Source organism: Corynebacterium mustelae (assembly GCF_001020985.1).
Classification (GTDB): Bacteria; Actinomycetota; Actinomycetes; order Mycobacteriales; family Mycobacteriaceae; genus Corynebacterium; species Corynebacterium mustelae.
The window spans coordinates 2,262,838-2,287,523 of record NZ_CP011542.1 but is presented as its reverse complement, the minus strand read 5'-3'; the positions used below and the strand labels follow the sequence as shown (position 1 = coordinate 2,287,523).

Here is a 24,686-nt window from a genome sequence, read left to right as displayed (position 1 = left end):
TACATTCACCCATGATTCTGCTTGTCGACGTTAACCCGGCGGTGCCAGTTCGCCGCCGGGTTTTCGCTTAGCCAGTAAGAAGATCCGGGTTCGTTCCGGTGCGAAGCCGCACACCGGCTAAGCTGTGACATCATTGCTACTACAGTGTGATCCTGACAAGCTACGATATAGCGAATACGAAACGATTAAGGAGACCGATGCGGCAGCGGCAGCAATCAATTCTGGTCACTCGCTTGGCCTGCCTCGCCCTTCTCGTGGGATTAGCAGACTTCATTTTCGGCGCGGTGTATGTGACGTTGATGCTGGATGCGGGCCTTGATCCGGAACGAATGGGCTTCGGATTTTTCCTCATGATGGCTATAGCAACGATCGTTGAGATTTTCAGCGGGGACGCTGGCGACAGGTGGGGGCACCGGAAGCTCGCTTGCTACGGTTTGATGCTATGGGGATTGGCGTTGGTGATTTTTGTCACTGTCAAAACTATGCCGTTATTGATGCTTGGCTCGTTAACGTTGTGGTCTATCGGCCAAGCCTTATATTCGGGTGCGCCATTGTCGTTGGTTATCAATGCCCTCCCGCCGCAAGCCGTGACATTACGAGACAAGGCGGTTCGGTGGCATAGCGTAGCGGGGTGGATCGGCCGCAGTTGTGGTGCCGCCGCAGCATTTTTTGGCCTTAAGGTTGTACAACCGGAACACCTGGTAGGTAGTGCTGGGGTGATTTTAATAGCAGCCGCTATGTGGTTGGCGTTGACATGGCCGGAATCCAAGCGGCAGGCACCGCAATCGGGGTTCGCTGGATTCCTCGGCCGCGCTGCAATGGGTTGGACCTGGGATGTGACTTCTGCGCTGTACATATCGATGATCGCAGCTGGTCTGCTTTCAATTGTCTTGTTTGCCTGGCAACCAATGCTGAATGAAGTCGCGGGAATTGGCATCGAAATCAATGGTCTGTCGTTACTCACAATGACGGCATGTGCAGCTTTAGGTGCGTGGTGCTCTAGTTGGAAGCTATCTGATGCTCAGTTAAACCTCGTGCTGGTAGTAGGGCTGTGTATGGTGTCATTGGGGTTTATAGTTTTCGGGTTATATCCCGGCGCGGTTACCGCAATTGTTGCGATTGTGTTGACGGAAGTGGTGGTTAGTTTTGCCCTTACAAAGACTGCGATCATTGCGCATCAGAATTTTGTTGATGAGCATCGAAACTTGCAGTGGTCGATTTTCAGCGCAGCAATCGGTATGGCTATGGCGATCACTGATCTTATTTTCGGAGTGTTATGGTCAGCGTATGGGATAACTGACGCGGTTTTGTGCATTGGTTTAGGGTTTGGGCTGGCAGTTGTGGTGTATGTCGTAATACGGTTTTTCACGGTGGGGATGCGCCGGAGTGACCGGCAACTATAGAAATGCACAAAGCCGCAGCTGCCAATCGCGGATGTGGGTTGGGGTGCTGCGGCTTGGGTGTGTGGGGTTTTTAAGAAGATCCGGTCGTTTGCTTGAAGTGGGTGATGTTCTGCGATGATGTTTCGCTAGATAGCCGGTCGGAAATTAATTGGGAGATGGCCCCACCTGGTCCGGAGCTGAGAGCTTCGTGGATGGTGCGGTTAAATTCTTTGATTCCCAGCCGGTAGATCTGAAACGCGGTGAATACTGCTGTGCCAATTCCGCCAACGAGTAACAGCAGATCCAGGGGAGTGCTTCCGGAAGACGACCAGCCGGTGTCCGAGGATTTAGTTGAGGTCACGGGTGGTTTCGGTGAAGATGAATCTGGCTTTGCCGTTTCAGTGGCTGTCGTTGTGGGAGTGTCTGCGGTTGCAGTAGCTGTGGTTTCCTGGCTGGTGGCCGGGGTGATGGTACCGAAGGTCACTGCGGTGGCGGTGACTAGAGCGATGAGGGTGCGTTTCATGAAAACCTACTTAATCTTGCGAGTATTTTCTGGGCATTATTAGCGGCGCAGAAGATCTTTGGCACCCGGAATGAACTTGAAAACGACAACGAGCGCGCCAGCAATAGCGCTTAGTAGTGACACGACAGCGGTTGCGATTTTAAAGTGGTCGGTGGTCATTGAACCTAACCGAATGAGCGAACCTTTATCGTTAATTTCGACGGAGCCAGAATTGGAATCTGGGGTGCTGCCTTTATCGTTTTTATCGTCGGAGCTTGAGCCAGAGCTCTTATCATCTTTTTTGTTGCTGTCGTCTTTTTTATTGTCGCCTTTATTGTCCTCCGTTTTACCGTCGTTGTTGCTACCAGTGCTTGACATGGTGGTTTCGGTAGCGGCGGTTTCGGTTGTGGTTTCCTGAGCAAACGCCTGGCCGGAGGTTAGTAGGGCGGTGGCGGTGAGCATAGCAATTGCGGTGGTGCGGATGGTGCGCAAGGGAATCTCCTCAATAGAACTGGGATGATGTCACGATCAGGTGTAGTCAATGGCTTAGGTTATCAGGTCGAAACTGTTATTGACAGTAATTAGGCGTCGAAAAGCTACAAACCCTTAAGCTACCTCAAAAGGGAGCGGGTGATTCGGCTTGGTGGCGCAGTTGAGGAACCAAAAGATGGCGTGGCGGTAAAAGCGGTTGGTTGAGCCTGGTTGTATTCAATGTGTGTAAACGGTCTATGCTGTAAGGCTATGAACAAAACCGCAGAGCATTCGACCGCCACTGCTACCTCTTTTGCCGATGAGGCGATCCACGCTGCCGATATTCAGCTGGCGCAGGCGCGAATTTCTGCCACCATTGCCCCAACGCCGCTGCAATATTGTCCCCGGTTGTCTAATCTCACTGGGTGCGAGGTATATCTCAAGCGCGAAGACCTGCAAGACGTACGTTCCTACAAGATCCGCGGCGCGGTCAACGCCATCTCCCAGCTTGACGACGCCCAACGGGCCGCTGGTATTGTTGCTGCTTCTGCGGGTAATCACGCCCAGGGGGTGGCGTTAGCATGCCGAACGATGGGGATCACCGGTCATATCTTCGTTCCAGCTGCTACACCGAAGCAAAAACGCGATCGCATCATGATCCACGGTGGCGACAATGTGGAATTGGTTGTCACTGGCGCTAATTTCGATGAGGCATCTCAGGCAGCGCACGCATTTGCCAAAGAAACCGGCGCGACAGTGGTGGAACCGTTTGCGGATCGGGATACCATTATCGGCCAGGGCACGGTTGCCGCTGAGATTCTTGCCCAGCTCAGCGCATTGGGGAAGTCGCCGGATACGGTTGTTGTGCCAGTTGGTGGCGGTGGTTTGATTTCTGGGGTGCTAAGCTACCTTGCGGAGCTGGCGCCGCGAACCGCAGTGGTGGGGGTAGAACCCCAAGGCGCTGCGAGCTTGGCTGCGGCGTTGGCGGCTGATGGCCCGGTGACCTTGGAAAGCATCGACCCGTTTGTCGACGGTGCCGCAGTAAAACGAATCGGCGATCTTAATTACAAGATCATTGAAGCAAACCTCGGCAGGCTTCATCCCATGGTGGTTTCGGAAGGCGCAGTGTGTACCGAAATGATTGAGCTGTATCAAAACGAGGGGATCATTGCAGAACCAGCTGGAGCATTATCCGCCACCGCCCTGCACGAATTAAACCTCACCCCCGGCGAAGTAGTGGTATGCATTATTTCCGGCGGCAATAACGATGTGCTGCGCTATGCGGAAGTTGTGGAGCGCTCCTTGGTGCACCGGGGGCTAAAGCATTATTTCCTCGTGAATTTTCCGCAAGAGCCTGGGCAATTGCGTAGCTTCCTGTCCGATATTTTGGGCCCGGATGACGATATCACGCTTTTTGAATATCTCAAGCGTAACAACCGGGAAACCGGAACTGCACTAGTAGGGTTGCAGTTGGGTAGGGCAAGCGACTTCGACGGACTAATCGAACGCATGGAAGCGTCTAGAATCACCTGCCAGCACTTAAAACCAGGCACTCCGGAATACGAATTTGTTGTGAGCTAAACATAAGGCACGGCTAGCCACAGTACCGACCACGGTTCCAGTGTTGTACTATCACCTACTCGTTGTCCTGGTTCGTGTGTTGCTGGTGAGGCGAACATAACGGTTGCATTCGCTAACTGGGTAGAAGAACTCAGCAAATTAAGATCCGTTTCGGATAGTTCTGTGTGCTCATCGGAACAGTTCGCAAGCAGCGCGTAGTTGTCGCCTAGCAACACAACCACGGGAGTTCCCGGTATTTGGTCTACTACCTGTGGATGAATCGGATGCGAGCGTCGTAACGCAAGGATACGGCGGTAGCCTTCCGTAACCACCGGATCGCCGCGAAAATCCACTATCGCTTGATAAAACGCCTCCGGTGAGGTTGGGTCGATCGGGGTTTCGGTTAACCCCTGCTCAATAAACATTTTGTTGCGAAACCGGACCGTATCTGTGCGTAGCCTTGGGTTTTCATGGTCGCAAAAGAACGGAAATGGTGTGCGCGCGCCGTATTCTTCCCCCATAAACAACATAAGCCAGGCGTCAAGAGCCGCCATGAGGGCAATCTTTAGTATCTGCTGCTCGGAAGAAAGCGACATGCTTGGTCTATCGCCTCGTGGTCGGTTGCCTACCTGATCGTGAGTGGTGGTGTACACCACGCTCGGATAATGTAACCGTAATTCCGCAACGAGTCGTGAAACCGAACCGAAACCAGCGAAATACGCGTGTGATTCTCCGGACACCACAGTATGCAGCGCGTGATGCAGATTGTCATTCCACTGAGCATCAACCGGCAGATGCGCATCGTCTTGTAGATCCTCGGCTATTATCACCCCAGGCAACTGTGAAAACTCTTGAAGAATCCCCGGATCGGTGTAAGCATGGGTCGCGTCAAGTCGCAACCCATCAACGCGAAACTCCGTCAGCCACCGGTTCGCTGCTGATAGCACATAGTGCCTCACCTGCGGATGGCGTAGGTTGACCCCAGCGCCCCATGGCGTATAGGAAGTAGAATATGGTCCGAAGAGATCCACATTATTCCCCTCCATTCCAAAGTGGTTAAACACCACATCAAGAATGACGGCAATACCGTTGGCATGAGCAGCTTTCACTAACCGCTTCAACTCAACCGGCCCACCATAGCTCTCAGATACCGCATGGAAAAGCACACCATCATAGCCCCAATTCCACCGACCACTCACCGGTTGTACTGGCATCAACTCAATGGCAGTAACCCCCAAATCGGCCAGATAGGGCAAAGCCGCCGTAACCCCAGCGAAGTCGCCAGTATCAGAAAAAGTGCCGACATGCAGTTCGTAAATGACATCGAAACACGGCTGAAACGCATCTTCTGTGCCCCAGTCGAAATCAGAATCCACTACAGCACTTACACCCGAAACCCCGTCCGGCTGCCACTGGGATTCCGGATCAGCAAGTACCTGCGACCAACCAGACGAAGTTAAAATCCGAAACCCATACCGATCTCCATGGGCGGCCGAAGCTGTAACTTCAAAAAACTCCCCATCGGAAACCATAGGCAACGCTTTGTCGCCTAGCACCAACTCCGCCGCCTCAGCATACGGTGCCCATAACCGAAATTCCCGCAACGTCCGGTGCGCAGAATCGACAGTGAGCGGGTAAACCACCGAAATAGACATGCCCTCAAGCTTAACTACTGAAACCCAAAAACGGTAGGAAGCAATGAGACCTTTTAAAAAAAGACCACGGCGGTGATTTAGACTAGCAAGCTATGTACCGCCGACCTGTAGCTGATGAAGAGTTCTTTCACCAATTGGAAATCAAACGATCGAAATTCCTCACCTTCATCACCAGAGTGGAATCGGAGAAACAGGCGCGAGAATTCATCTCAAGCATCAAACACCGATACCCAGACGCCAGACACCACTGCTCGGCCTATATTTATCATGTTGATGGTGCCAACCCCGTCGAACGTTCCAGCGACGACGGGGAACCTTCCGGCACCGCCGGAACCCCCATGCTTGATGTGTTACGCGGCTCCGGAATGCTAGACATTGCCGCTGTTACCGTGCGGTACTTCGGCGGCGTCAAACTAGGAGCTGGGGGATTAGTGCACGCCTATTCCGATTCAGTGTCGCAGTGCCTACCGCTTGTCCAGGAGGTAACCCGCAGCCGAAAGGAGCTATATACCGGCGAATTCAGCCATGCAGCAGCAGGTCGCATTGAATCGGAGCTACGCAGCCGCGGGATCGACATTTATGACGTTAGATACGGCGCAAAGGTCACCATAACAATGGCAATCGATCCAGGTACCGCAACCGAACTTATCGGCCTCATAGCCGCCCTTTTGGGTGAACAACCAGACTTGCATTCTTCCGGCATAGCATGGGTGGAATAGAATAGGAAACCATGACATTACAACCTCGCCCCCGTAACCCCATCGAACAACGCAAGCAAGCTGTTCGGCGCTACTCCCGACTGGCGCTCCAAACCGGCGTTGGCTCGGTAGGTGCAGGCTTGGTGCTATGGGCGTTATCGGGTCAGCTGTCAGTTTTCATATTTTTCCTCATACTAGGTGTTGCTGGCGTGGGATATTTCTGGCGTAAGATCAACCAGATTGTCAACCATAAAGACAACTACTAACCCGATTAAAGACAAACATGACCAACGACGTTTCAGCGCACACGCAACCTGTCCGGATCGACTCGTGGGTCTGGGCTGTTCGGCTACTAAAAACCCGCTCAGCTGCCGCTGATGCGTGCAAAGCGGGTCATGTGAAACTCAATGGTCACTCCGTTAAACCTTCACAACAGGTAGTACCCGGCGACACAGTCTCCGTGTGGGCGGATCACAGGCTACGCGTCGTCGAGGTCGCAAACACCATCAAAAAACGAGTCGGTGCATCACTAGCTCGCAGCTGCTACATTGATCATTCGCCACCGCCGCCAGATAAGGAAATCATCTACTCGATGCCGCGCCGGGATCGCGGCGCGGGTCGGCCAACGAAGAAAGAACGGCGCGAAATCGACCGACTCAAGGGGATCGATCGTAGGTGATGCTGGTACATGTGGCCAGCCTTTGGTTGATTTAAGATGTAGTTTCCTCGGTGATGGAGGCTTTTAGTTGCGCCAACCGATTACGCAGTCGCCCACGGCGTTGTGCCGAGTATTTCCCGGTGGTTCCAGTTCGCTCAATGTGCTGCTGGCCGTATTTATCTAACAGTAAATCGTCGATGATGCGCACATGTCCAGGCTGGAAGCGGTAACCAAGTGCGCGCTGAACACGATCGACGGCTTTATCTGCAAAGAGATCTTTCAATTGTGCAACTGTGGTGATGCCGTTGGCGTGCAAGAGCTCTTCTAGCCATTGGTAGTGCTCCGACCGGGATTGTGGGAAACGGTTACCCTGCAACACGGTTAATACCCCAGGAAGTGTTTTGGCGCTGAACTCAACATCAAGATCGGAATCGTTCGACACCGGGGCGGGTTCTTTTACGGCGGCGATCATATCGAATTGTTGATCCGCTAATTCGATCAACCCGGCGGCAAGGGTAAACGCGCGATCAACCTCAGGCGCAAGCTCGTCACCGCTTCTTTTGTACCGAATGTCATGTTCGAATTCCGCCCAGGCGTGCTGGAGAACGGTGCGGATCTGTACTTCAAATTCCCACCCGATGTAATCGTGTAGTTCCTCGACCCTGGCGTCAACTTTGAGAATGAGGTGATGGGAGCCGTAGCCGAAGTCACCTGTTAGTCGGGTCTGTGCGGCTTTATCGACGCTGCGTACCACCTCAAACATGGCGCTTAGTGCGTCAACAATTTGTGGTATCTCCGCAGAGTGATAGGTAGTGATCCGTACCCCAATGATGTCGTGAATATCGGACCACGGATTAGGGTACACAAGACTGTTATCAGCTCGGCGTTTTTTGGCTTTGGCACGCAGCGAGCGCCATTCTTTGATGCGGACGCTAATCCTGTCATAGGTGAGACCGAACTCGGAAAGAACATCCTCGATGGCATCGGAGAAATCTTGTGCAGCCGTGGGATGTGCTGAAAGAAATGCCTGGTAGTTGCGGTGCAACTGGGAAATATTGGCGGAGTTCACGAGGTTGTTCTTTCGGGTTACTAAAAACGGTTTGTTGCCAGCATGAAAGGGTACTCAGTTTCAGCAGTTTATCAAGCTGCCTGTCTAAGAACGGCTTTTGCTTTTCGACGCTTCACTGTTGCTGTTGCCGTGATTGGTGACGCAGGCTGGTATGCGGGTGGGCGAGTGGAGGGGAAACCGCTCCGATAGTAGACCCGGTGGGCGCTGGTTGCTCGAAACATCTCCGTGGCTGACAACCACGATTCAATTTCCACTCGACTCTCAGTTAACCCGATCGCCAACAGGATGTCGGTTGTTGGCAGATAAAAGCAAACCTCGTCCCCGATGAGCTTACATAAGTGCCGATATAACGTGTTAAAGGTGTGCGGGTGTGCTAACCATGCAGTAGGGGAGCTGTGACAGAAATCCACTTGGAGACCAGGTGTTTTATGGTTACTGAGAAAAGTACTAGGGCGGGTACGTACCGCGACTCCGTGCTCGTCGCATTCCAGTGCGATCATGTTTGTTGCTGCCCGGTTCCATGCTTGGCGAGTGGTGAGATTCATAGCGGCTAACCCCTCATGGCTAAGCACTGTAGCGCCGCACCGAAACTGCGCCCGCAACGTGGCCGCTAACGCCACTTCTGCAGGAACTGAATGATAGCCGTCGGTACTGCGTTCGTCTGGGTTGATGTCACTGGATTCAACCAGCGCCAGGCTCAAATTAGCTGGAACCAGTTGCGCTGATGGTAACGTGCGCGTGGTGGGAGTGGCTGCCACGGACATGAGTCAAACCTCGATTCTTTTTAAAAAACCCTTTATATTGTTTGACTCACCAAGGTGGGCGTTTGGTTCCCTCATTGAGAAAAATTTTTCCAACAACCGTTAAAACGGTGGTTGATCGTCACCTTCGTCTTCAACAGATAACCCCAATGCGTCGAAAAGCTGGGCAGATTGCCACATAACTATGTCTTGGCCTTTATCAATAAGTTCCTCAGCGCGCTTTTGCTTGGATGTTACCGAATCCCACGGCCCCATCACCAACATCGTGGTTTTCTTTGTTACATTCTTACCAATGGTCGCCCCGGCATCAGCCATTTTCTCCCATAAGAGCCCTTTGTCGAAAGGCTCAAAGTCACCGGTCAATGTGACATTGTGGCCAAAAAGTGGATGATTTGGATCTGCATCTTTATTGGCTTCAGGAATGACTTCCGGAGTCGCGGCTTTAGCCCAACGTGGCTGCGGTGCTGACCGCCGTTGCGGTGTGGATTCGGCTGGCGCTGAGTTATCTGTATCTGCACGCCGAGTCGAAGGCGGATTATTAAGCACTGGGTAGACCCGCTTGTCATTGAGATTGCCCATGCTAAAACCGAAACTGGAAAATACATCTTTCAAACTGCCGCTGTAACCAGCACGCAACGCAAGATTGACCAGAATGCCAGCGCAGGCTTCCGCATCCGCTGCGGCATCATGATGTTGTCGAAGCGAAACGTCTAAGAACTTCGCCACGACCGGTAACCGGTGGCTGACAACACCAAGTTTTGCGGCGCGGGATGCAGCGAGCGAACACGCAAAATCCCACTCTGGTGTAGGCACCTTCGCCGCAGCACATGCCCGCGAAAAAGCAGTGAAATCAAACTGAGCATTGTGCGCCACCAAAGGTACATCGCCGACAGCTGCCACGACTTCGGCCATAACCTCAGCAAATGGCGGTGCATCGGCGACATCTTCCGGTCGTATCCCGTGAATTGCGATATTCGCTGGGTCGAAATCACTTAACGACGTTGGCGGTTGGCACAACCAACACTGAGTCTTACCAATAGCGCCATCGATAACTTCCACGAGACCGATCTGACAGATTGACCCCCAATCCGCATTGGCGGTTTCCACATCAATGCCAACGAAATTCAAACCAGGAACCGCGCCGCCCGCTTCACCTCGTGCTGCTGCGGCGACTGCAGCGACAAACGCCTCTTGATCTTGTGCAGCACCCGGCGAAAATCTAAAAAGTTCCGGTATCCCGCTCAGTTGCACCCACCCCAATGAGTACGAGGTGGGTGCAACCTGCGTATCCACCGTGGTGGATTCCGAAAGATTAAAAGTACGATCGTCGGCACCGAGCGCAGCTGCGAGAAGACTTGGGGTTAGTCTAATGCCATTGTTTGTTACATGCAGCGTTGCACCGTATGCGGCGATCGTAGTCATCTATTTTTAACCTTTCGTCGTCTATTACCCGTAGATGGTCAAGCAGGAACGCACCAGCTTACACACCTTTGATGTGACAAAGATGTGCAAGCTTTAAAAGCTACAAGTGGCTCGTTGCTGCCTCTAGCGATGCGTTTGATCGTAGGCGGCGGAGTTAACCGAATAATCGTCGATAGTCGATGCTTGCGTGCTTGTCGACGCAGGCTCCGTCTGGTTACCTAGCCGCTCTTTTCTGCTGCCTGGAATTGAGCTGCCGAAATATTGCTCGTGCAGGTCGTCGCCATTGTGCCCCGAACTATCTGGCGGTAGCACATGGTCCTCACCAGGTTGATCTGAGCTTATATCACAAGGGACATTGTCAGCGTCGCCGAAGTGGTCATGTCCTTCCTCTTCACACTTGACATAAGCCTCCGGTACCGGGGATTCAATCTGGCGGAAGATAATGATGGAGCGTGCCGGCACCACGATGGAACCATCCGCAGCGATAGTTTTGTCTTCCACCGGGTAACCGGTGTTTTCAGTCGTGTCCACAATAAGCTTCCAACTGCGGCCGAACTGTTTACCTGGCAGGGTGAATTCAATGTCGTCCCAGTGGGCATTAAACATCAGTAGGAATGAATCGTCTTTGATTCGTTGACCCCGGTCATCAGGCTCGGCAATGTTTTGGCCGTTAAGATACACCATCAGTGATTTCCCGAAGGCGAATTCCCAGTCACCCTGGGTCATGAGTTTCCCGGACGGAACCAACCACGCGATATCACGATCAGGTGCATCCGCTCCTAGCGGTCCACCAGCGAGGAACCGACGTCGCCTAAATACTGGGTGGTTGGCGCGGATACGGATCAATCGCTTGGTAAAGTCCAAAAGGTCCTTATTTGTTTCGGTAAGGCTCCAATCCATCCATGCCAATTCGTTGTCTTGACAGTAGACATTGTTATTACCGCTTTGAGTACGTGCGATTTCATCACCATGGGCAATCATGGGTGTGCCCTGGCTGAGCAGCAGGGTGGTGAGGAAATTGCGTCGCTGCCTAGCGCGCAGTGCGAGGATCTCCGGATCATCTGTCGGACCTTCCACCCCACAGTTCCATGACCGGTTGTGAGATTCACCGTCGCGATTATCCTCGCCGTTGGCCATGTTGTGTTTTTCGTTGTAGCTGACCAAATCATTCAACGTAAAACCGTCATGGGCGGTAACGAAGTTAATGGATGCGGTGGGGCGCCGACCGTTATTGGCATACAAGTCGGAAGAACCGGTGATGCGTGAGGCGAATTCACCTAGGGTTGACGGCTCACCCCGCCAAAAGTCTCGGACAGTATCCCGATATTTTCCGTTCCATTCCGTCCATAGAGGTGGGAAATTTCCAACCTGATACCCGCCTTCGCCCACATCCCACGGCTCGGCGATTAATTTCACCCGAGACACCACCGGATCCTGCTGCACTAGATCGAAGAAGGTTGCCAGCTTATCAACATCGTTAAGCTCACGAGCTAACGTGGAAGCAAGATCGAAACGGAAGCCGTCAACGTGCATCTCCGTCACCCAATACCGCAAGGAATCCATGATTAACTGCAATGAGTGTGGATCCCGCACATTAAGCGAATTACCGGTGCCGGTGTAGTCCATGTAATAGGCTTTCGAGCCATCGACAAGCCGGTAGTATGCTTCATTGTCAATACCTCGGAATGCGATGGTGGGGCCTAAGTGGTTACCTTCGGCGGTGTGGTTATAAACCACGTCGAGGATAACCTCAATACCAGCTTCGTGGAACGCTCGAACCATTCCCTTAAATTCTGACACCGCGCCACCTGGTTGACGATTGGCTGCGTAGTCTTGCTGCGGAGCGAAAAATCCGAAGGTGTTATAGCCCCAGTAGTTACGCAGCCCAAGTTCGCGCAACCGATCGTCCTGGAGGAACTGATGGACTGGCATCAATTCGATTGCCGTGACACCAAGTTCTTTTAGGTATTTGATAATCGCCGGATGCGCCAGCCCCGCGTAGGTACCACGGAGGTCTTTAGGAACATCCGGGTGGGTCATAGTCATGCCCTTCACGTGAGCTTCATATATGACAGTTTCGTGATACGGGATTTTAGGGGAGCGGTCGGAACCCCAATCGAAAAATGGGTTTACCACGACCGATAGCATGGTATGCCCTAGGGAATCCTCAGTATTGCGTGAATTGATGTCGTAGGGTTTTGTGATGTCGTAGCTAAACAACGAAGGATGACCATCAAATTCGCCGTCAAATGCCCGAGCGTAAGGATCCACCAAAAGTTTATTAGCATCGCATCGCTTACCATTTGCCGGGTCATAGGGTCCATGGATGCGATAGCCATAACGTTGGCCTGGTTGTACCCCCGGCAAGTAGCAGTGCCAGATGTGCGCGTCGACTTCCTCTAAATTGATGCGTTCTTCCACGCCAGCCTCATCGATGAGACAGAGTTCGACTTTTTCTGCAACGTCGGAAAAGATGGCAAAGTTTGTTCCCGCCCCATCATATTTTGATCCCAGCGGGTAAGCATCGCCGGGCCAGATTTTGCGTGCGGAAGCCGTGGATGAATCAGTCATAGCGCTATTTTAGCGCTAGATGTGAGCTAATCCGGTGGTGATTATTCTTAAACCCATCGCAAATTGTTCCTCTGCCGCTAATTGTGCTTGTACCAGCGGGTTTTCTTCAGTTTCAATCGCCCCCACTTGAGGTTCTGCGGCGATTCGCAAATATTCCGTCTGTTCAAAAACTGTCGCGCCAACAACAAAATGTAGGGCAGTGGCAACACCGGCAGCAGGAGCGGATTCTGGAAGCGTTGCGGCGAACACCTCTAATACCTCGGTGCGCAACTGAGAATTAGTGAGTGCGGCGCTGACTAATTCAGCACCATCCCGATGCTCTAGCATCGACAGTCGCATGTGCATGCACGCTGCGGTTAAATTTTCGTGTCCAAGCGTAGCGCCTGCATCTAGAAAATCGGCAAGGATTGTGCGCGCGGTCGCGTCGATAAGCGCTTGTTTATTTTTGAAATGCCAGTACAGCGCCCCGGGGGCTACTTGGAGTTGTGTCGCTACCCGACGCATGGTCATGTCTGCCAAGCCGAAGGTATTGAGAATTTCTAAACTGGCCGCAATAATCGAATCCTTGCTTAATTGCACGAACTCAATACTAGCTATCATTTACTGTCACCACCGCAAAGCCCCCCGCGTGTATGCAACAAGGTTGCATACACAGTGCGCGAATATGCAAGCGATGTGGGGAGCGCGCTTGCATAGTGTTATCAGGTGACGTTGTATGGGGAAACCGAAAAACAAGAAACGAAAAGGTATCGGCAAGCTGGATATTTGCTGTGGTCGGTTTGTAATAACTGGGAATCGCTGGGAGGATTCTGCCAATTGTCTGTGAACCGGTAGAAAATGGAGAATGCTTTGTTAAGCTGATCCACGCAACCGATTCTCACCGGGGAGAATACGCGTTTTTAAGATGTAAATACTTGATGTTTGTTTGGAAATAAAAACATCACATTCAAAGGAGAAAAACTGTGCAGAGCCGAATCCGCGTGAGCAACATGAAGAAAACTGCAGTTGCAGCTATCGCCGCAAGTGCTCTTGTTCTTGCAGCTTGCGGTTCCGAAGAGGAGGCAACCACCGCAGCGTCCTCCAAGGTTGCCGCAGCGTCTTCTAAAGCGGTTTCCGCTGCTGCTGACGCAAGCACCACTGTTGCTGAAGAGATGAGCAAACCAGCTGAGTCACCTTCCGAGGCGCCGCCAGCTGCACCTGAAGCGACCGCGATTCCTGAGGATCTTCAGGTTCCAGAAATTCCTGCTGTTGTCCACCAGCCAATTGAAGCTGCACCCGCATCTCCTGAGGATGCAGCCGCAATTGAGGGCCTGGTCTACGGTCTGAACAACGGCACCACCCTACGTAGCTACATGGCTTACATCCCAGACAACTCGTGCCAGGCCGCACTGGATGCTCATGGTGGCCGTGAGGCCCTCGACTTGGACAAGATCCCAGATGTTCCAATGAGCCAGGTTGAGCAGTTCGCACAGGCGAAGCCACATGTTGACAATGTCACTGATATCCGTGTGCAGGGCGATGTTGCTTCTGCATCTGTTACCGGAACCTCCGATGGTGAAACCACCACCAATACTCAGCGCTTCCGTCGCGAAAATGGTCGCTGGACTTTCTGCGCTGAATAATCCCGGTTATACCTACCCCGCACCACGCGGATTGGGGATTCGCCGCTGAATAACATAATGACCGTTGGGTGTAGCAATGCCCAGCGGTCGTTTTCGGTTTTGCAGGCTACAGCCAATAGACTTAAATTTTTTAACCAACCGTCAACCGCACCCTAATCAACACCGCACGTTAAGGCTTAGACATATGTTACGCACCAAAAACCCTAATAAATCTGTGGAGCGAATCTCAGCCCCCAGTGGCGTAGGAGCCTATGCCAGCGTGGTGCTTATCTGTGTCTTTAGCTATGGGATATGTAGTGTTGGTTGGGGATTGTTGCGGCCACGGTATTTAGCCACCGTTTTAGGTAAAGATGGAAGTTTAGAATTACAGCCGAAAGACAACGTGGAATTTATCGGGTACTTTTGGTTCCTCGTGATTTCAAGCTGCTTGGCGGCTGCCATCGCAATTTGGGGGTTTAAAAAATATCGCCCCCAGCGTAATGCATTCTTTTTAAGCTGGATCGGGTTATGGTGCGCTATAGGGGCCTTGGTATTTCATTACATCGGTGATGTCGTGACCTTTACGGCTTATAAAATTCCGACGGCAGGTGAGGACCTGGTTCCAGGCACAGAAATTAATTATGTGCCTCGATTGATTCCGGGAATTTCCGGTTATGTTCTTCCCGCTGCGGTTGCAACGACGATTTTTTGGTTTCAAGTATTCATTTCTATTGATGATGAACCAGCGGCTGGACTGGATGACTCGGTCGAAAAATCTGAAGTTGACATTCGTGAGGACTCCCTATCCGATGTCGGATCGGAATACCTGAACAATGATGGTAAAGATGATCGATAGCCCAAAAATGGTGAAACTATTCCGGCCAGCTGACTGCACAGAAGCCTTGAAATTCCACGCTTATGTGATCGATCGCAGCGAGAATGCAGTGGATAGCTAATCTAAGATTCAGCATCAGCTGTCCATTGGTGCAGCCAGCGCCACAGTCGGCAATATATTCCACTCGTAGCTGCAAACCATTGAAGTCAGTAACACAAAACGATTTGGTTTCTGGGTGGTTTTCATTCCATTGATTACATATAAGCGCTAGTTTCATGTAGTCACGTTCCGGATCGCAGCCAGGATCCCATTGGCCTTTAACCAACAGGCTTGGGCCGGTTTCTACATAAAAACCCATAAGAATATCGTTGATCCAGGTTGTAGCCGAAACATCGGTGCTGTTTGCTATGTCGATTTCTATATCATTAAGACAATCTATTATCCGGGAAACTGTCAACGGGGTGGGTAGCTCATCTGTACTTTGGTGGTGTTTATCAATTCGGGGGAAGTGGTTTCCACTGTTTGCTGGGGCTTGACCAAGGTCGGGGTGTTTGTGCAGAAAAACCTCTACAGCCATTGTGGTGGATTCGAGTGCTGTCCGGATAAACGACTGTAGTTGCGTGGCGGAAGTAGGTTCCGTAACCGCTAAGCTGGTGCGGAAATGCACATGGATGCTGGTGTCGTCAGCAATGGTGAAATATACGGTGGGGCCGACGCGTTCAGCGTTCCATTCGTCGGTGGTTTTAGCTACGCTTCCTACGGCAGATAAATCTAGCCGACCGTACATGTCCCCGTTGATGTGGAGCATGCGGGTGTTATGTACATCAAAGCGAAAAGCCACGTGGTGGTGCGGCCAAAACGAATAAGCGATATCAGTGGTCTCGGCATCTTCGGTCAGGTCGCTTGCGGTGCGGTAGGTGTAGCCTAATGCTTCGATGGCCTGTCGAACCGCATAGGAATCCACGTGAGAGGGGTGGCATGCTTCGCTATTGCTATCTATGTGATTGTTGTGAGCCATCGTTTCCTTTGACAAATGTTGGGGGAGTGGGACGAACTGTGTGGGGATTGTGAAATTTTGGTAGTGGGAAAAACCTTACACATTCATTCTTACATGGGCGGTTTTATGCTTTATAAGCACTGGTTTTGCTGTCATCTGGTGATTGTTTCCAGTTAGTTGGTTGGTGTGCTGTGAGATTTCTTTAATGCTTTGACTAACAGGTGAAGTTGAAACGTGGTGGGTGTGGTTTTGATTGCTGTGGGTTTAGGATTCCCCGGTTTCTGCATATAATTAATGATCCTGCATGAAATTGTGATTGGTTTTTGGTGATATCTGCCCTGTTCGGGGTTAAAACCCCCGTGAGGTAATTGGGCTGGTGCCAGGCTAATGACACAATAATGTGGACCTGTATAGTTTTCTTTTAAAAGCGGAAAGGCAGACCGTGCTTAACGTCATCGACCTGCGGGGTAGCGTACCTACCACTCATAAACTTCGTCGGGTGCTACCGCGCGGCGGAACCGATGTGGCAAGTGTTTTACCGGCGGTCCAGCCGGTAGTTGACGACGTAAAGCACCGAGGTTCGGCCGCGGCCTTGGAATATGGGGAGAAATTTGACCAGGTGCGCAACGATTTCATTCGTGTACCGCAAGAAGCCATCGATAACGCCGTAGCGGATTTGGATCCTAAAGTGCACGCGGCATTACAGGAATCGATTCGTCGAGTACGTAAAGTGCATGCGGATCAAAAACCGCAAGAGCACACCACCGAGTTGTATCCAGGTGCGAAAGTGACCGAGAAATTCTTGCCGGTGGCACGAGTTGGGTTATACGTCCCGGGCGGTAATGCGGTATATCCATCATCAGTCATCATGAATGTCATACCAGCCCAGGAAGCTGGTGTTCAGTCTTTGGTTATTGCGTCACCACCGCAGGCAGATTTCGGCGGTTTGCCACACCCAACGATCTTGGCCGCTTGCGGGCTGTTGGGAGTAACTGAGGTGTGGGCAGTTGGCGGTGCCCAGGCGGTTGCGCTCTTAGCCTACGGCGACGATGGCAGCGATCTGGAGCCAGTGGATATGATTACCGGTCCGGGAAATATCTACGTCACTGCGGCGAAACGACTAGTTACTGGTGTCGTGGGTATTGACTCGGAGGCTGGTCCCACCGAAATCGCCATCATCGCAGACGATTCAGCGGATCCGGTGTGGGTGGCGTACGACCTTATCAGCCAGGCCGAGCACGATGTCATGGCGGCCAGCGTTTTGATTACAGATTCGCAAGAGTTGGCAGATGCTGTAGTCACTGAAGTGAACAACCGATATGGTGTCACTCGTAATGCAGACCGGGTCGCGGCAGCGCTAACGGGGCAACAGTCCGGCATTGTGCTTGTCGACGACATATCTACCGCAATCATGGTTGCCGACGCCTATGCTGCTGAGCACTTGGAAATCCACACTGAACGGGCACGTGAAGTGGCGGAACGGATTACAAATGCGGGTGCGATTTTTGTTGGTGGGTTCTCGCCAGTGCCGTTGGGAGACTATTCCGCTGGATCCAACCACGTGTTACCTACCTCTGGTACAGCCCGATTCAGCGCAGGTTTATCGACGCACACGTTCACGCGTCCGGTCAATCTGATTGAATACGACGAGGCGGCTTTGAAGGAGATTTCTGAAACCGTCGTCACATTGGCCGATGCCGAGGATTTACCAGCGCATGGCGAGGCGATTCGTGCCCGTTTTGAAAATCTGTAGTATTTGCGGATTGTTTTTTATGGAGACTTAAAGTGGATAAAACAACTACCGCTGCACCTGAGCACCTGGTTGCGTCGACAAGCGATATAAGTGCAGAAAACGTAACGCTTGCCGCACTGCCATTACGGGAGGAGCTACGTAAAGAAAAAGCCTATGGCGCCCCGCAGCTAGATGTAGCCGTTCGGTTGAATACCAACGAAAACCCGTACCCGCCATCAGCGGCGCTGATTTCGGAATTAACCACGCTGGTTCACAACCAAGCACAACAGCTAAACCGTTATCCCGAGCGGGACTGCGTAGAGCTGCGCCAGGAACTGGCAAAATACATCACCAACCACACCGGTGTGCCAGTGACCGAAGAAAACGTTTGGGCAGCCAATGGGTCCAATGAAATTCTGCAACAATTGCTCCAGGCATTCGGTGGCCCGGGACGAAAAGCAATGGGCTTCCAGCCCAGCTATTCCATGCACCCTATCCTGGCAAAGAGCACATACACCGAATTTATTTCCTGCGACCGGAGCGCGGATTTCACCATTGATTGTGATGCTGCGGTGTCCACGATTGCCGCCGAGAAGCCAGATATTATTTTTATCACCTCACCCAATAACCCAACCGGTGACGTAACCAGCCGGGCCGATATGGAGCGGATTATCAATGCTACCGAAGGCATAGTCATTATCGATGAGGCCTATGCTGAGTTTTCCGAACAACCCTCCGCAGTGGAGCTGATAGCCAAATACCCCGCCAAACTTGTGGTGTCGCGCACCATGAGCAAAGCATTCGATTTTGCCGGTGGCCGGTTGGGGTATTTTATCGCCCACCCAGCTTTCGTTGAGGCGGTGCTATTGGTGCGCCTGCCATACCACCTGTCAGCATTGTCACAGGCAGCCGCCATTGCGGCGTTGCGGCACAGTACTGATACCTTATCCACCGTGGCAACGTTGGTGGCGGAACGAGATCGGGTGCAATCAGCCCTGTTGGATTACGGGTATGAGGTAGTACCCAGCGAGTCAAACTTCTTATTTTTGGGCACGTTTAAGGATCAACATCAAACGTGGCAGGAGTTTTTAGATCGGGGAGTGCTTATCCGTGATGTAGGAATAACTGGCTATCTTCGGGTTACAATCGGGCTGCCGGAAGAAAACGACGCATTTTTATTGGCCGCGAAAGATCTTGCCGTAACCAACCGACCGTAACGATACCCCACCCACTATTAAAGAGGAAGCGTACGCCCTATGACTTTGTCACGAACCGCAACGGTGAGCCGAACCACCAGCGAATCAGACATCACGGTTAGTATCAATCTTGATGGAACCGGCACCGTAGATATTGATACTGGCGTGCCGTTTTTCGATCACATGCTCACTGCGTTCGGGGTGCACGGTGCCTTCGACCTCCACGTCTTAGCCAAGGGCGATACCCACATTGATGCCCACCACACGGTAGAAGACACCGCGATTGTGCTCGGCCAAGCAATAGCCGAGGCAGTAGGCGATAAGCGGGGCATTAAGCGATTTGGTTCCTTCCAATTACCGATGGACGAAACCCTATGCGAGGCTGTGGTTGATTTCTCCAATCGGCCCTATTATGTGGGTACTGGCGAACCCGATTACATGATTACATCCATAATCGGTGGGCATTATCCTACGGTTATTAACCAACACTTCTTTGAAACATTGGCCACCCACGCCCGCATCACGCTGCATCTGCGCTGCATTTATGGCCGCGACCCGCACCACATCACCGAAGCGGAATTTAAAGCAGTGGCTCGGGCGATCCGTGTCGCTTTAGAACCTGACGCTCGGCTTACTGGTATTCCGTCAACTAAGGGTGCGCTGTAGCTGTTTTCTAATGCGTGTTGATACCAGCTGTGTTGCAACCAACGCTTCCAATGTAAAAGAATGCTCGTTATGCATTCTTCACCCCAAAACCTAAAACTGTGGCAGATCCGCGGACTGGTCCCGTCGTTCATTGCGGTCGGCGCAGCTTTCGGCAGTTGGTCACTGTTGCTGCCGGTCGTGCCGCTGGCGGTTTTTCAATCGAATGTGGGTGGGGCAGAGGCGTTAGCGGGTGCCGTCACTGGTGTTTTCATGGCAGCAACGGTGTTAACACAACTGGTTACTCCCGCTTTGCTGCGGGGATTTGGTTACAGGCCAATTGTTCTTTTTGCCGCAGTAATGCTAGGAATCCCGGCGCTCGGCCACATAGTGAGTCTAGATGCAGTCCCGCTCTTGCTGGTATCTGGTCTCCGCGGCATTGGTTTTGGGGCGTTAACTGTCGCCGGTGCCGCGCTCATGGCGGAATTGGCGCCGCCCGCACTATTAGGCAAAGCCTCCGGACTGTTAGGTTTGACGGTTGGCTGCGCAAAACTGACCTGCCTGCCGGCCGGAATGCTGATAGCAGAGCGGTTCGGGTTCACGCCGGTGTATGTAGCAGCAATGATAGTTGGTTTACTAGCTGCGGTGGTGTGCGTGTGGATTCCACCGCTCAAAGCGGCACCTGTTGGTGGCGGCCCAGCGCGTGCAGCCACACCAACCTGGCAGTTGGTTGCACTCCCAGCGATGGCGATGGCTGCAATGGCGGTGGGGTTTGCCGCCGTGTCGACGTTTTTCCCTGCCACAGCGCAACAGGTTGACCCCTCGTTCGGGGTTCGTGTGGCCGCCATTGCGCTATCGGTTTTGGGGCTGCTGGAGATGGTTTCCCGATTTGGTGCCGGAATCATCGCCGATCGTCGGGGGTTCGCCGGAAGCGTTACCGTACCGGCTTTGCTTGTCGGCTGTACGGGTTTAGTTGCGGTGTCCGGGGTGGTGGCGCTGGGATTGTCCGTTTGGTGGCTGGTTGTGGCGGCGGCAGTATTTGGTGCAGGTTTTGGTGCGGTACAAAATGAATCACTGCTGCAGATGTTTCAGCGATTGCCGAAAGAAAAGCTGTCACTTGCCTCCGCAGTGTGGAATATCAGTTTTGACGCCGGTACCGGTGGTGGAGCATTCCTACTGGGCTATGTGGCCCACTCGTATTCGCTTAGCTGGGTTTTCCACCTTGCTGCTGCAATAATTTTCGTAGTTGCGATCACGGCAGCGGTGATCGCTAAGGTGAGAATCCAGATTTCCCGCTAATTGGACGTAATCGTTTATGTTGCTTGCTACGCATAGCCAATGGGTACAGTTCTGGGCAGCCATCGTTTTCAATACAAAGCAGAAGCAATGAAATCTTCGCATGCAATGACCTGATGCGAAAAAAATCATTGGTCCCATCTGCACCTGGAATACTTCAAACATGACGGTACCAAGCAACCACCAGCGTTATCAGTGCAATGATTAGCGGGATGAGGGACGCGCTGCATCCGAGAAACAATCGCGTTGGCTTAGCGTTTGCTGTTGTACAACAGCCGGAACCAGGATAAGGATCTTTGCCCATTATCTCGCGGAGGAATGGTTTGAATTCTCGAATGGGTAATTGGGGGATTATGCCTCCTATCCTTAACCATAAGGCGAATTCTGAAGCGTTTACAGCTATGAAAAATAAGACAATGAATGGGAAATTTTCTTCCCAATATTTGTGGAAAAATAGAACTCCAATGATAAAAACCACGATTTGTCCGAGGGCTGAGAAAAATGCGTATTCAAACAAGAAATACCATCCTGGGAAAGCTTTTTTCTGAGCTCTTTCTTCCGGAAAAAGTCATAGTAAATTAAGTATATAAATGCTGGTATTATCGCAAGCAAAATGAAAGCTCCTGGGTTAATCCGAAAGTCCATCAATCACCTTTTCGTCAATAAATTCGCCGATTTCTGCTGCGGGTTTTTTGAATTTTTCTGAAAGATAAATTGCACCAGCTATTCCTCCTGCGCTACTTCCAAACGGTCCGGCTGCGGAACCTACGAATCCGCCAGCTGCTCCGCCGACTATTCCTCCGGCAAATGATCCTAATGATTCTGCTAAGGTACAACACTTTTAATTTGTGCTGCTTCTATGTCGCCACTGCTGATATTAATTGCATCTTCGATAATCCTGGATAGTTCAAGGATGCATTTCCTCGAATTTAAAGTGTTCAAATGTATCCTGCATGTGGAAATCAATTAGATGCAAGGCTATATGGCTATGTTGTATTTGCTCATGGCTGTACCCGTGCCTGCACTGGTTGTGCCAGTAGGATTCTTAATTTGTATGGTTTTGGCATCTCAATGCTGTTGTGCGGGAGTTCCGGCGTTGTGGGGAAAGTCGGTAGGGTGCAACTGGGTTTAGTGGTGTTTCATGTAGGTTAAACATGTCGTTGGAGCCGAGGTAGTAGGAGAGGGAAGACTTGCACGTCGGCGCTGGTTTAGCTTCCATATGTGTTATGAACGTGACCATATTAATAACAGGCCAATTATGATTGAGAATGCACTTATAAACGAGACTCCGCACCCCATAAAAAGTGGACTTAAACGCACTTTTTCGGTTCTATCTTCATTAATTTCTGGGTGTGATTTTTTTCCTAAATTCTCGCGAATAAAGGGAACGAAAGTATTAAATCGTAATGGAAGCGTAAAACCACCGAATCGAACCCACCCCACAACAAGCAAGGTAGAAACGATAGCAAAAGTTAGTACTATCGCCAGTGGAATTCTATCCCGCTCCAGCCAAAAATCCGGAAATAAAAAGATATTAATTACCACCGATGGAATCACACCGAGCAAGAGACTTGTTGTGAACTCAAAAATAAAATACCATCCTCCAGCAGGGTTATTTTTGAATTTTTCTTTTCTGCGTTCTTCGAAAAATGGGCATAAATAAGCGAAGGAATTAAACTGCATGCCATGATAATCAGAATAGAAGTTCGATCAGTCATTTGTTTTTCACTTTATTTTCAATCGTCCTATTTTGCCTTTGGGAAACGAAATCCCTAGAAAGTTCCACAGTCTAATAGCATCGTGTTAGCAAAAGTACTTGCTTTAAAAAATTCATCGATTTGTTCGCCAATTTTGCGTCCACCGATTTTTCCGGGTTTGGAAGCTGCAATCGCTCCCACAACACCACCAATCGCGGATCCAAATGAGCCACCACCCACAAAGCCAACTAACGCGCCGCGAGCCATTCCGCGAAAAGCCCCACAACAGAAAAGCAGCATAAAAAACTGCTCGCGACTTGCGGAAAACCTTGGGTTGCTATTCTGACGTGCGTGTTACTCTCAATCCGGGTTGAAGTTGTTAAAAATGAAAGTGAATGGCATGACCGGTTTTTCTGATTCTGGTTTAATCGCGGCGCAGGCCGAAAGTTCGGGCAACTACGTCTTGGTGTATGTGATGTTTTTGGTCGCTGGGCTGCTTGTTGGCGGTGCGTGGTCTATGTATAAAAACGGATCAATCATTCTTGCTGCTGTGTTTGTCGGCTGTGCAGCGGTCGCGGCGATTGCTGGGATTCTATGGATGATTGGTGAACTTGGGGGCTAATTGGGATGGCGCAATCAGGTCGGGAAAAAGTGCGGTTGCTTAGCGATATTCCTGGTTTCTTCGCTTTGGCCTGCGCCACGGCGGCTTCCTTCATGGCGTTTGCATTGATGCTGCCGGTCATTCCGCTGGCAGTAATCACCAAGACCGGCAGTGAAACGTTGGCTGGTGCGACGACCACGGTTTTTATGGCAGTGACTGTTGCGACACAGCTGGTGACGGTGAAAGTCGTACGAAGATATGGATTTCGGGTGGTTATGGTCACTGCTGCGCTGCTGTTGGGTTTACCAACCGCATGGTACGTCGTGACAATGGATAGCGTTTCCTTGCTGGTCGTTGCGGCGATCCGTGGGATGGGCTTTGGAGCATTATGTGTGGCGCAGTTTGCACTCATCGCACAGCTTGCCCCACCCGGAACTTTGGGTAAAGCGTCCGGGATTATCGGACTGTTTACAGGTGCTGCCCAGATGTTGGGGATGCCAGTGGGGCTGTGGCTTGTCGACGCCACAGGTGGCTACAACCTCGTCTTTTTCGTTGGTGCCGCTGTCGCATTGGTGGCGGCGATAGTGAGCCTGTTTCTTCCCTCCCCGCAACCGGAAGCGGAATCCTTAGATGAGCCGGTGTGGACCCAGCAAGATGACCAGGACTATCAGCAGCGTAATGAGCGTCGACAAGCGGAAAACTCGCACGGCGCATCACCGCGCATTTACAGACGACCCCGGCCCGCCACCCTCTGGGTTACTGTCGCGCCAGCCATCGCGATTGCCTGCGTTTCCATGGGATATGGTGCGGTTTCGACGTTTTTGCCAGCAACTGTGCGCGAAACCGACCCAATCAACGGCGCTACTGTAGCAGGGTTATTGCTCGCGGTTGCTGGCGGAACCCAAATGATATTTCGGCTAGGCTGCGGTGCACTGGCTGACCGGCTAGGATACCCTGGAACACTGATGATTCCTGGCTTAATCATGGTTTTTATCGCCTTTATTAGCTTCGTGTGGATTTTAAAAACCGATACTTCAATATGGTGGATGCTGGTTTCTGCCGTGTTATTCGGTGGCGGCTTCGGTTTTGTAGCCACCGAAGCAATGCTAGAAATGTTCATGCGCGTACCTCGGGGGATGACAGGTCACGCGTCAACGATTTGGAATGCGTCTTTTGATACCGGGACCGGAATCGGAGCGATAAGCCTAGGTTACGTCGCATCTCAAACCGGCTACGAAGGCGCATATCTGGTAGGCACTGCGCTAGTTTTGGTCGGGTTGTTCGCCGAAGTGGTGGACCGAAAAATAAATCCCGAACACAGGAAAGGCTAAAATCAGAAT

At 51.7% G+C, this 24,686-nt stretch carries 24 protein-coding genes; 13 read left to right on the top strand and 11 right to left on the bottom strand.

Going from position 1 to position 24,686, the window contains the following annotated elements; translation table 11 throughout:
* Positions 1-197: 197 nt before the first annotated feature.
* Positions 198-1,403, top strand: a complete 1,206-nt coding sequence (locus tag CMUST_RS10285; protein WP_047262444.1) for an MFS transporter — start codon at positions 198-200, stop codon at positions 1,401-1,403.
* A gap of 70 nt (positions 1,404-1,473) precedes the next feature.
* On the opposite strand, the gene CMUST_RS10280 is transcribed toward CMUST_RS10285, so the two are convergent.
* Both CMUST_RS10280 and CMUST_RS10275 read right to left on the bottom strand, forming a co-directional pair.
* Positions 1,474-1,905, bottom strand: a complete 432-nt coding sequence (locus CMUST_RS10280; protein ID WP_047262443.1) for a hypothetical protein — start codon at positions 1,903-1,905, stop codon at positions 1,474-1,476.
* A gap of 39 nt (positions 1,906-1,944) precedes the next feature.
* A complete protein-coding gene (locus tag CMUST_RS10275) occupies positions 1,945-2,376 on the bottom strand; it encodes a hypothetical protein (protein WP_047262442.1) in 432 nt (143 codons plus the stop codon).
* Between the two features lie 249 nt (positions 2,377-2,625).
* Here CMUST_RS10275 and ilvA point away from each other — a divergent pair, with 249 nt between their 5' ends.
* Complete coding sequence (gene ilvA / locus CMUST_RS10270) at positions 2,626-3,936, top strand: threonine ammonia-lyase IlvA (RefSeq protein WP_047262441.1); 1,311 nt, start codon at positions 2,626-2,628, stop codon at positions 3,934-3,936.
* Here the strand turns inward: ilvA and CMUST_RS10265 are convergent.
* Positions 3,933-5,570, bottom strand: a complete 1,638-nt coding sequence (locus tag CMUST_RS10265) for an alpha-amylase family glycosyl hydrolase (protein WP_052844665.1) — start codon at positions 5,568-5,570, stop codon at positions 3,933-3,935. The two genes, ilvA and CMUST_RS10265, sit on opposite strands and share 4 nt — an antisense overlap.
* A gap of 92 nt (positions 5,571-5,662) precedes the next feature.
* On the opposite strand from CMUST_RS10265, the gene CMUST_RS10260 reads away from it, so the two are divergent.
* From CMUST_RS10260 to CMUST_RS10250, 3 genes are read left to right on the top strand one after another with little or no spacing between them, the layout of a single operon-like run.
* Positions 5,663-6,289, top strand: a complete 627-nt coding sequence (locus CMUST_RS10260; protein WP_047262440.1) for a YigZ family protein — start codon at positions 5,663-5,665, stop codon at positions 6,287-6,289.
* Between the two features lie 11 nt (positions 6,290-6,300).
* Positions 6,301-6,534, top strand: coding sequence for a hypothetical protein (locus CMUST_RS10255; RefSeq protein ID WP_047262439.1), 234 nt, complete (start codon positions 6,301-6,303; stop codon positions 6,532-6,534).
* Positions 6,535-6,551: 17 nt separating this feature from the next.
* Entirely contained in the window at positions 6,552-6,947 is a 396-nt protein-coding gene (locus tag CMUST_RS10250; protein ID WP_047262438.1) for an RNA-binding S4 domain-containing protein, read from the top strand.
* Between the two features lie 31 nt (positions 6,948-6,978).
* Here the strand turns inward: CMUST_RS10250 and CMUST_RS10245 are convergent, their stop codons facing one another.
* From CMUST_RS10245 to CMUST_RS10225, 5 genes are all read right to left on the bottom strand, one after another.
* On the bottom strand, positions 6,979-7,995 hold the full coding sequence (locus tag CMUST_RS10245) for a GTP pyrophosphokinase (protein WP_047262437.1): 1,017 nt from the start codon (positions 7,993-7,995) through the stop codon (positions 6,979-6,981).
* Positions 7,996-8,066: 71 nt separating this feature from the next.
* Positions 8,067-8,759: a hypothetical protein gene (locus tag CMUST_RS16035; protein WP_052844663.1), complete on the bottom strand. Its 693-nt coding sequence runs from the start codon at positions 8,757-8,759 to the stop codon at positions 8,067-8,069.
* Between the two features lie 99 nt (positions 8,760-8,858).
* Positions 8,859-10,178, bottom strand: a complete 1,320-nt coding sequence (locus CMUST_RS10235; protein WP_047262436.1) for an exonuclease domain-containing protein — start codon at positions 10,176-10,178, stop codon at positions 8,859-8,861.
* Positions 10,179-10,301: 123 nt separating this feature from the next.
* Entirely contained in the window at positions 10,302-12,749 is a 2,448-nt protein-coding gene (glgX, locus tag CMUST_RS10230) for a glycogen debranching protein GlgX (protein WP_083987525.1), read from the bottom strand.
* 15 nt (positions 12,750-12,764) lie between these two features.
* Positions 12,765-13,349 carry a TetR family transcriptional regulator gene (locus CMUST_RS10225; protein WP_407921991.1) on the bottom strand — a complete coding sequence of 195 codons (585 nt, stop codon included), beginning with the start codon at positions 13,347-13,349 and terminating at the stop codon, positions 12,765-12,767.
* 362 nt (positions 13,350-13,711) lie between these two features.
* Here CMUST_RS10225 and CMUST_RS10220 point away from each other — a divergent pair, with 362 nt between their 5' ends.
* Both CMUST_RS10220 and CMUST_RS10215 read left to right on the top strand, forming a co-directional pair.
* Positions 13,712-14,371 (top strand): hypothetical protein, encoded by a 660-nt coding sequence (locus CMUST_RS10220; RefSeq protein WP_047262435.1) that lies wholly within the window; start codon positions 13,712-13,714, stop codon positions 14,369-14,371.
* Positions 14,372-14,555: 184 nt separating this feature from the next.
* Entirely contained in the window at positions 14,556-15,206 is a 651-nt protein-coding gene (locus CMUST_RS10215; protein WP_052844660.1) for a hypothetical protein, read from the top strand.
* A 16-nt stretch (positions 15,207-15,222) separates the two neighbouring features.
* Here CMUST_RS10215 and CMUST_RS10210 read toward each other — a convergent pair whose 3' ends face one another.
* Positions 15,223-16,203: a YbjN domain-containing protein gene (locus CMUST_RS10210; protein ID WP_047262434.1), complete on the bottom strand. Its 981-nt coding sequence runs from the start codon at positions 16,201-16,203 to the stop codon at positions 15,223-15,225.
* A gap of 421 nt (positions 16,204-16,624) precedes the next feature.
* Here CMUST_RS10210 and hisD point away from each other — a divergent pair, with 421 nt between their 5' ends.
* The 4 genes from hisD to CMUST_RS10190 all read left to right on the top strand — a co-directional run bounded on the left by hisD (position 16,625) and on the right by CMUST_RS10190 (position 21,051).
* A complete protein-coding gene (hisD, locus tag CMUST_RS10205; protein ID WP_047262433.1) occupies positions 16,625-17,935 on the top strand; it encodes a histidinol dehydrogenase in 1,311 nt (436 codons plus the stop codon).
* Between the two features lie 86 nt (positions 17,936-18,021).
* Positions 18,022-19,131 carry a histidinol-phosphate transaminase gene (locus CMUST_RS10200; protein ID WP_047263558.1) on the top strand — a complete coding sequence of 370 codons (1,110 nt, stop codon included), beginning with the start codon at positions 18,022-18,024 and terminating at the stop codon, positions 19,129-19,131.
* Between the two features lie 39 nt (positions 19,132-19,170).
* Positions 19,171-19,776, top strand: a complete 606-nt coding sequence (hisB, locus tag CMUST_RS10195) for an imidazoleglycerol-phosphate dehydratase HisB (protein WP_047262432.1) — start codon at positions 19,171-19,173, stop codon at positions 19,774-19,776.
* A 69-nt stretch (positions 19,777-19,845) separates the two neighbouring features.
* On the top strand, positions 19,846-21,051 hold the full coding sequence (locus CMUST_RS10190) for an MFS transporter (RefSeq protein ID WP_052844657.1): 1,206 nt from the start codon (positions 19,846-19,848) through the stop codon (positions 21,049-21,051).
* Between the two features lie 1,221 nt (positions 21,052-22,272).
* Here CMUST_RS10190 and CMUST_RS10180 read toward each other — a convergent pair.
* Complete coding sequence (locus CMUST_RS10180) at positions 22,273-22,731, bottom strand: hypothetical protein (protein ID WP_047262430.1); 459 nt, start codon at positions 22,729-22,731, stop codon at positions 22,273-22,275.
* An 89-nt stretch (positions 22,732-22,820) separates the two neighbouring features.
* Positions 22,821-23,012 carry a hypothetical protein gene (locus CMUST_RS10175; protein ID WP_144414188.1) on the bottom strand — a complete coding sequence of 64 codons (192 nt, stop codon included), beginning with the start codon at positions 23,010-23,012 and terminating at the stop codon, positions 22,821-22,823.
* Between the two features lie 133 nt (positions 23,013-23,145).
* Here CMUST_RS10175 and CMUST_RS10170 point away from each other — a divergent pair, with 133 nt between their 5' ends.
* Together CMUST_RS10170 and CMUST_RS10165 are read left to right on the top strand one after the other, a co-directional pair.
* Positions 23,146-23,367, top strand: a complete 222-nt coding sequence (locus CMUST_RS10170; protein ID WP_047262428.1) for a hypothetical protein — start codon at positions 23,146-23,148, stop codon at positions 23,365-23,367.
* A gap of 5 nt (positions 23,368-23,372) precedes the next feature.
* Positions 23,373-24,677, top strand: a complete 1,305-nt coding sequence (locus CMUST_RS10165) for an MFS transporter (protein WP_047262427.1) — start codon at positions 23,373-23,375, stop codon at positions 24,675-24,677.
* Positions 24,678-24,686: the final 9 nt, after the last annotated feature.

What these genes read in the sequence shown, in the direction of transcription:
- CMUST_RS10235 (WP_047262436.1), bottom strand. Translation starts at nt 10,178, where the DNA reads ATGACTACGATCGCCGCATACGGTGCAACGCTGCATGTAACAAACAAT.
- CMUST_RS10250 (WP_047262438.1), top strand. Translation starts at nt 6,552, where the DNA reads ATGACCAACGACGTTTCAGCGCACACGCAACCTGTCCGGATCGACTCG.
- CMUST_RS10225 (WP_407921991.1), bottom strand. Translation starts at nt 13,349, where the DNA reads ATGATAGCTAGTATTGAGTTCGTGCAATTAAGCAAGGATTCGATTATT.
- hisB (WP_047262432.1), top strand. Translation starts at nt 19,171, where the DNA reads ATGACTTTGTCACGAACCGCAACGGTGAGCCGAACCACCAGCGAATCA.
- CMUST_RS10285 (WP_047262444.1), top strand. Translation starts at nt 198, where the DNA reads ATGCGGCAGCGGCAGCAATCAATTCTGGTCACTCGCTTGGCCTGCCTC.
- CMUST_RS10180 (WP_047262430.1), bottom strand. Translation starts at nt 22,731, where the DNA reads ATGCAGTTTAATTCCTTCGCTTATTTATGCCCATTTTTCGAAGAACGC.
- CMUST_RS10280 (WP_047262443.1), bottom strand. Translation starts at nt 1,905, where the DNA reads ATGAAACGCACCCTCATCGCTCTAGTCACCGCCACCGCAGTGACCTTC.
- CMUST_RS10215 (WP_052844660.1), top strand. Translation starts at nt 14,556, where the DNA reads ATGTTACGCACCAAAAACCCTAATAAATCTGTGGAGCGAATCTCAGCC.
- CMUST_RS10255 (WP_047262439.1), top strand. Translation starts at nt 6,301, where the DNA reads ATGACATTACAACCTCGCCCCCGTAACCCCATCGAACAACGCAAGCAA.
- CMUST_RS10210 (WP_047262434.1), bottom strand. Translation starts at nt 16,203, where the DNA reads ATGGCTCACAACAATCACATAGATAGCAATAGCGAAGCATGCCACCCC.
- CMUST_RS10175 (WP_144414188.1), bottom strand. Translation starts at nt 23,012, where the DNA reads ATGGCTCGCGGCGCGTTAGTTGGCTTTGTGGGTGGTGGCTCATTTGGA.
- CMUST_RS16035 (WP_052844663.1), bottom strand. Translation starts at nt 8,759, where the DNA reads ATGTCCGTGGCAGCCACTCCCACCACGCGCACGTTACCATCAGCGCAA.
- ilvA (WP_047262441.1), top strand. Translation starts at nt 2,626, where the DNA reads ATGAACAAAACCGCAGAGCATTCGACCGCCACTGCTACCTCTTTTGCC.
- glgX (WP_083987525.1), bottom strand. Translation starts at nt 12,749, where the DNA reads ATGACTGATTCATCCACGGCTTCCGCACGCAAAATCTGGCCCGGCGAT.
- CMUST_RS10165 (WP_047262427.1), top strand. Translation starts at nt 23,373, where the DNA reads ATGGCGCAATCAGGTCGGGAAAAAGTGCGGTTGCTTAGCGATATTCCT.
- CMUST_RS10170 (WP_047262428.1), top strand. Translation starts at nt 23,146, where the DNA reads ATGACCGGTTTTTCTGATTCTGGTTTAATCGCGGCGCAGGCCGAAAGT.
- CMUST_RS10190 (WP_052844657.1), top strand. Translation starts at nt 19,846, where the DNA reads ATGCATTCTTCACCCCAAAACCTAAAACTGTGGCAGATCCGCGGACTG.
- CMUST_RS10260 (WP_047262440.1), top strand. Translation starts at nt 5,663, where the DNA reads ATGTACCGCCGACCTGTAGCTGATGAAGAGTTCTTTCACCAATTGGAA.
- CMUST_RS10265 (WP_052844665.1), bottom strand. Translation starts at nt 5,570, where the DNA reads ATGTCTATTTCGGTGGTTTACCCGCTCACTGTCGATTCTGCGCACCGG.